Origin of the sequence: Desulfosarcina cetonica JCM 12296, assembly GCF_001311845.1 — a bacterium.
Classification (GTDB): Bacteria; Desulfobacterota; Desulfobacteria; order Desulfobacterales; family Desulfosarcinaceae; genus Desulfosarcina; species Desulfosarcina cetonica.
Genome location: NZ_BBCC01000030.1, coordinates 40,679 through 47,083 on the forward strand (window position 1 = coordinate 40,679; position 6,405 = coordinate 47,083).

Consider the following 6,405-nt stretch of genomic DNA (forward strand, 5'->3'; position numbering starts at 1 on the left):
TTTTAAGAGATAGCCATGGCTGAATACGATTTAATCAATCCGTGTCTTATTGACAATCGGCAGCCGACGCATTTTTTTGTGATACCGATGCCATCGGACGCGTGGGCCATTTGTTGACATCAACCGGGTAAAAAGCCTACACGCGCGTTGGTGGTGCGGTGCATCGGAAATTCAAACGGCCGACAAAACCACACGGGGCTTAAATGGAATTTTCAAACAGACGCTTGAAGAAAGGGACGCGAAGGTTGGCGGGGTAAGATGAGGCTATGCCTGGACCGATGGGGTGATCTTTTTGGTGTTTTCCCAGTGAACTGCCAGGCGGACCAATTCCGTGGCATTTCTGAGCCCTAATTTTTCTTTGATCCTTTCCCGGTAGGTCCCGATGGTTTTGATGCTGAGATTCAGTTTGCCGGCGATATCGCGTGTACTAAACCCTCGGCCGATGAGACGAAATACTTCGAGTTCGCGGTTGGTCAGCCGTTTGATGGGATCCGCGTCGGCCGCCCCGGAATCTCCGCTCAACTGAAAAAGGATGTGTTCTTTGACCTGATCGTTAAAGTAGAGGTTCCCGGCCAGCACCTGACGAATGGCAAAAACCACCGACTCCATGGCTTCCTCCTTCATAATGTAGCCCCGTGCACCGCGCGTAGGGCTCGCTCCGCATAGAGGAATTCGTCATGCATGGAGAGGATCATCATCGGCAGGTCTTTCCTTTGGTTATGGATCTCCTTTATCAGGTCAATGCCATCACTGTGCTTCAGCGATATATCCACAATGAGAAGATCCGGGTTCAAGCGCTCGATTTCACGCATGGCCTGGTGGACACTCTCGGCACCGCCGCATACGGCAAGATCCTCTTCCTGATTGATCAATTCACTGATTCCCAATCTGAAAATGGGATGATCTTCGACCACGAAAATTTTCCTTTTTTTCATTCGATCAATCCATCCCTGATTATGCGTGAAATGAAGTGGGCATGGCCTTGCCATCGTTGACCGGGCATTGCATTTGCAATTGTACCTCGGTACCGCCGTCTGCGCATGGCCGTATGGCCAGTGCTGCCTGGATCATATTGGCACGGAAATCCATGATCCGCAATCCCATGCCCGCATTGCGATCGCCTTGGGGCAGACCGACACCATCGTCGGTGACGGTCAAGACCAGCCGTCCCGCCCCGGCGGTCAGTCGAATCCGGATCGCATTGGGAGTGGCGTGCCGGGCCGCATTGTAAACGGCTTCCTGGGCGATCCGGAAAATATGGGTGGCCACGGTATTGTCCTGGATCATCACGTCGGCCTCACAGTCAAACGTGCAGGAAATTTGAAACATCGACTGGACATTTTCCGCCAGTTCACGCAAGGCCACTACTATACCATGATTCACGAGATTGACCGGGTAAAGGCCCCTGGCAAGCTGTCGGCACTTGACGATGGCGATCTTGAGCAGCTCCTTGATTTTATCCATCTGGGCCGCCTCGGAAATACCGCGGGCCTCCAATTTGCGTTTGAGCACGGTTCCCAACCCCACGATTCCGATCAAGTGAGGGCACAGATCATCGTGAAGGTCGTGTCCGAACTTCTGGCGTTCCCTGTCGCCGATATCCATGACCTCTTTTTCCAGTCGTTTCATCTCGGACACATCCCGATAGACGATCACACTCCCGGAACGTTTTCCGGTTCGATCGCGATACATTGCCCTCCGGATGCTCACCTGAACCAGGGAGCCGTCCTTTCGATAACACCGGGTCTCGACGCTTGACATGGCACTTGTTTGGGAACGGGTCCAAAGACCTCGGCGAAGCCTTTCCCAGTTCCCGCCTTCGATGAAATCAACCATTTTATGTCCCAGGCAGTTTTTTTCACTCCAGCCGAAGACCTTCGTGAACGCGGGGTTCAGGTAGGTCACCAATCCGTTGGTATCATGGACAAGGATCGGGTCAGGAACGGCCTCCATGACGGAACGGTATTTTTCCTCACTTTCGCGCAAGGCCGCTTCGACCTGTTTTCTCTCGGCGATTTCCTGGTGAATGCTTTGGCTATAGGTCTCCAGACGTTCCATGAACGAATTGAAATACAAGGTCAGGCGTTCCATTTCGTCACCGGAAGCAGGCAGGCGGGTCTCGGTTCGCAGTTCGGCGATGCCTTTGTGCAAGCGACAAATCAACCGCTGCATGGGCTGGGTAATCGAATGGCTGATAATGAAGGTGATCGGCAGCACCAGGGCCAGGGAAAACAGCATGGCCAGTAAAATCACCTTCTTTAACAGTTGCAGGGGCGCATAGAATTCGTCGAGATAGCTGGACGTGGCCACGATCCATTTGAAATCGGGCATGTACTTGAAATGAACAAGTTTTCGTCTGGGTGCGGTCTCTCCCGGATTCCTCCATTCGTACACGAGCTGCCCGTTTTTTTCCCTTAACATGGTTTTTACCGGCTGGTCCGGCAGCTTATCCGTTTTCAGCACATTGACGCCTTGCAGCACGGGATGAACGATGACATTGCCATTAATGTCCAGAATAAAAGCATACCCCGTCTTTCCGAATTGCAAGGATAGGATACTTTCCCGAAAGTCATCCACATCCACCAATTCGCCGAATTCATTGCGGTAGGATGAGACATTGATAATCCAGTCCCACGGTTTGAAATAAGACATGAAGAGTGCCTTCGGCTTAGGGTTCGGGTCCCCGGGATTCATCCAACGGTATTCGATGTACCCCTGTTTGCGCCTGATCATTTCCTGGATAAATGCACGATCGGAAAAATCGACGCCCTCCAGTTCACTGCGGGGATGAATTTTCATGATACCATCGCTGTCCACACAGGCGATATATCCGGTAACGCCGATTTGTTGGGCCAGCAACATGCCCTTTGCTCTTTGTTTGGCCTCCTCTTCGCTCAATACGCCCTTTGAATAGAGTCCATAATGGTAGCTGACGATTTCAAGATTTTTTTCGGCGACGGCCCGAAGATGATTCTTGATAGCCACCGATGCGGAAATTTGAACCATGTTAAGGATGGCTGCGGATGTGTTTTTCAGCTCGCTTTCGATGTTCGCTTTAATCGTATCGCGAACGATGGAATAGATAACGGCGCTGCTTATGGTAATGGACAGGATGAATGCCGTCGAGTAACTCAATAGCATCTTGTATCGAATCGGAAGATTGCGGATTACAGGAAAACGATGCATGATGGCGCCTTGTGTTGAAACATGTATGGGAATTGAACGGTTTCGGGGTTAAATTGTCAAAGGGTCGCGACGCATTGGTCTTGCGCTTGAGACAGATGCACCAAGTAAACATGCATTAGTAGACGAACAGAACCTTGGCAATCGGCATGCACCTCATTTTTGTGTAAGACATCGAATAGCAGCGGACGTAAGGAAATGATAACGGAAGGTGTCGGTGAATAACCTACAATGCCTTTGTACTGGCAACCATGGCCCTCAATCCGTGGCACAAAATGTGACGGTACGTGAAACGAAATGAGTTCCCAGGGTAACCGCATTTGGCTTTCAGCTTTTTACTGGCCTAACGGGAAGCAGGCTCTCTTGGTTCAATCAATGCCAAATGCCAAAATCCGAATGTCAATTGAAGGATCGTATCGATCGTAGATGGATAGAATACCACCAATTGGCATTTGGCATTGGACATTTGGCATTTGTCACGTCGTCATCGTATAAAACGGGTAACGATGAATCAAATGCGGTTACCCTGAATGAGTTCCCGGTTATGCTTGACCGCTGACCGATATTGGGTTATGTCTCAACTTTCTTTGAGTCGCCCATCCGATCCGGTGTCATGAAGATGCCCAGACTCAGCAGAGATTCAGAACGACCCACAAGTTAAAAAAATACCATTTAATATACGAGCCACGAAGGCCAGGGATTGTTACGACTCCTGTTTTCGTGGCTTTTTGTTTTTTTGCATAGAGAAAAAGGCAGCCACATCCCGGCCAGGACGTTCCGGCTGCCTTTAGGTTAGCGTCCCCCGGCAGGGGAAGCTTTAGCAATTTTACGCCGAAGCTTCCCCGGCGTCAATTCCCGATGCCCCATTGCAGCGAATCTCGGTGCCGGCGGTCACGCCTTAACCAACTGGAACCATTGACCCGGAGAGGAACTGAAGATGAAACGGATTGGCAGGTCAGTCGTATGGGCGGGTGTCTTACTGGTTTGGATCGGCTTTTTGAGTGGCAATTTCAATCGGGTGCAAGCAGCGGAAACGGAATCGACATCGCCTGCCGCTTCGGAAGCGGCCACGGATTCAGAATCCTCGCCGGTCCGGAAACTGGAGCGGATCGTGGTGTCTGGAAAAGGCGGTTCCGCCGGCTTTGAACAACTTCCTGAAAAACGGTGATCGATCTGGAGGACTTTAAAATCATCGGGCCTGAAACGAGCGTCTTGGATGCATTGAAATCCCAGGCCATCGTCGATTTTCGCGGCGCCAGCGACCAGGACCCCGGGGTCGACTCCATCTATTTGCGCGGTTTCGATGCCAGACGCTTCGTTACCGCCATCGATTCCGTGGCAGTCCAAAAGACAGGGGGGCGCAAATCGAGTAATATCGTCGATTACGCTTTGCTGCCCACATTTCTCATCAAGGAGATCGAAGTTCTCCCCGGCCCCCATTCGGCATTGTTTGACAGCAAAAGCATCGGTGGCGTGATCAACATGATCACCCAGCGGCCGACCCGTCATGAGAGCCTGAAACCGGACTTTTCCGTGGCCACGAGCTATGGAACCTATGAAACCATCAATACCGTGGCCACGGCGCAGGGGGCGATCAAGAATCTGACCTACGATACCGCTTACCGCCATTATTCGACGGACGGCTACCTGAGAAATAGCGAAACCGATGTCGAGACGGTGTATGGGCGTGCCGGGTACCTGCTGCCGGCCGATGGCGTTATTACCGTCAGCGCATCGAAGACCGACACCGACCGTGAGGCGCCGGTCAACAATCCCGGTGAAAAGGATGGCGATTATGACAGCGATTATCCCCGTGCCGAGGATGGTTCCTTTGATCCCTACCAGGACCCTACCTGGGACGGCGAGTCCCATATCTACCGGCTTAACCTGGACCAGCCCTCTCCCATCGGACGGCTTCGGCTGGGCGCCTATAAAGGCAAAGACAAACGCATCCGGGCCTATTACGTAAATCAGGGAGACACCGAACGCAGCGTCATGGACACCGATTGGTGGCAGGTGGGCGGAAAACTTCAGGACGAGATCCAATGGGCGCCCAACCATACCACCACCATCGGTTACGACCTGGCCCGGTTATATGATGAGGGCCTGGACGACGATAAGACTGAACGCATCCGGAAGCAGGGCGGTTATCTCCAGCATCGTTGGGCGATTCTACCCTCCTTGGAAACGACCCTCGGGGTGCGCTATGAGAAAGTCAAAATATGGGTGAGCAACGAGTCCGGCGGGAACCTCTGGAACCGCGCCTATGACCGTTACGTCGACCGCGAATGGGACGAGTTCATGCCCAAATCCTTCACCACCTGGCGGTTGGATCGGTTGGCCGCCTGGCTGCGGGACAGTTCGCTCTCCCTGGGTGTCAGTAAAATCTGGCGCGCACCGGATTACCATGGCGATTACAATCCCCAGGGACGTCCCGCCGGCATATTTCTGGAGCCGGAGTACGGTGTCGGCTACGACCTGGTTGCCGATCGCCGTCTGTTCGGCGACATCATGCTCAAAGTCAACTACTCTTTTTACGATATCAAAGATTTTATCGCCACCAACAGCAGTTATGCCCAATATTCCGGGGCTGGCGCCGGGGATCTGCGTTTCAGCGACTATAAAGTCAACCTCGATGAGGTTTATCGCCATGGAATCGATATCCAGCTGAGCGGACACATCATTAAGCCACTCTCCTTCTACCTGGCCTACTCCTGGCAGGATTTTCGAAATCAGGGCGACGAACCGGCCGGCGAGACCGAACTGGATCAACGGGCCAGCCATCGCGTGACCGCCGGCCTGCGGTATCAGCTTTTCGAGACAACCGCCCTGATGCTGGACTACCAGTACCAGAGCGACGAGGTGACCGAGGTCTCGGAGGAGATCGCCGAGGATGTCTATGACTTCCGCCAGGTGCAGATCGATGCCTACCATATGGTGGACCTGGGCATCGAGCAAGTGCTCTGTAAAGAGAAGTGGATGCTCGATGAGGCGGTGCTCAACTTCTACGTGAAGAACCTGTTCGATGTGACCTATTCGGACGCTTCCGGCTTTCCGGCCACGGACCGCACGGTGGGGGTGACCCTGAGCATCCGTTTTTAGCCGATGAGAACATGAGGAGAAAAACGTGACCGACGATCATAGTCATTTTTTGGGAAGAGCGCTGGCAATCCATCATCGATGCCTCGCCGCTGCGCCGTCGGCGTAAAGGCGGGGCCGAGG

Annotated in this window: 5 protein-coding genes; 2 read left to right on the plus strand and 3 right to left on the minus strand. The window is 52.9% G+C overall.

Features of this window, described 5'->3' with window-relative positions; all coding sequences use genetic code 11:
- Positions 1-264 precede the first annotated feature (264 nt).
- The 3 genes from JCM12296_RS48980 to JCM12296_RS09460 are packed head-to-tail and all read right to left on the minus strand — an operon-like array spanning position 265 to position 3,186.
- On the minus strand, positions 265-609 hold the full coding sequence (locus tag JCM12296_RS48980) for a response regulator transcription factor (RefSeq protein WP_306303996.1): 345 nt from the start codon (positions 607-609) through the stop codon (positions 265-267).
- 11 nt (positions 610-620) lie between these two features.
- The gene (locus JCM12296_RS48985; RefSeq protein ID WP_306303997.1) at positions 621-914 is read right to left on the minus strand and encodes a response regulator; all 294 of its coding nucleotides are present in this window, start codon (positions 912-914) and stop codon (positions 621-623) included.
- 40 nt (positions 915-954) lie between these two features.
- Positions 955-3,186, minus strand: coding sequence for a cache domain-containing protein (locus JCM12296_RS09460; RefSeq protein WP_054691874.1), 2,232 nt, complete (start codon positions 3,184-3,186; stop codon positions 955-957).
- A 934-nt stretch (positions 3,187-4,120) separates the two neighbouring features.
- Here JCM12296_RS09460 and JCM12296_RS09465 point away from each other — a divergent pair.
- The gene (locus JCM12296_RS09465) at positions 4,121-4,351 is read left to right on the plus strand and encodes a hypothetical protein (RefSeq protein WP_054691878.1); all 231 of its coding nucleotides are present in this window, start codon (positions 4,121-4,123) and stop codon (positions 4,349-4,351) included.
- Positions 4,348-6,285, plus strand: a complete 1,938-nt coding sequence (locus JCM12296_RS09470) for a TonB-dependent receptor (protein ID WP_054691881.1) — start codon at positions 4,348-4,350, stop codon at positions 6,283-6,285. Before JCM12296_RS09465 ends, JCM12296_RS09470 begins: the two co-directional genes overlap by 4 nt.
- Positions 6,286-6,405 lie beyond the last annotated feature (120 nt).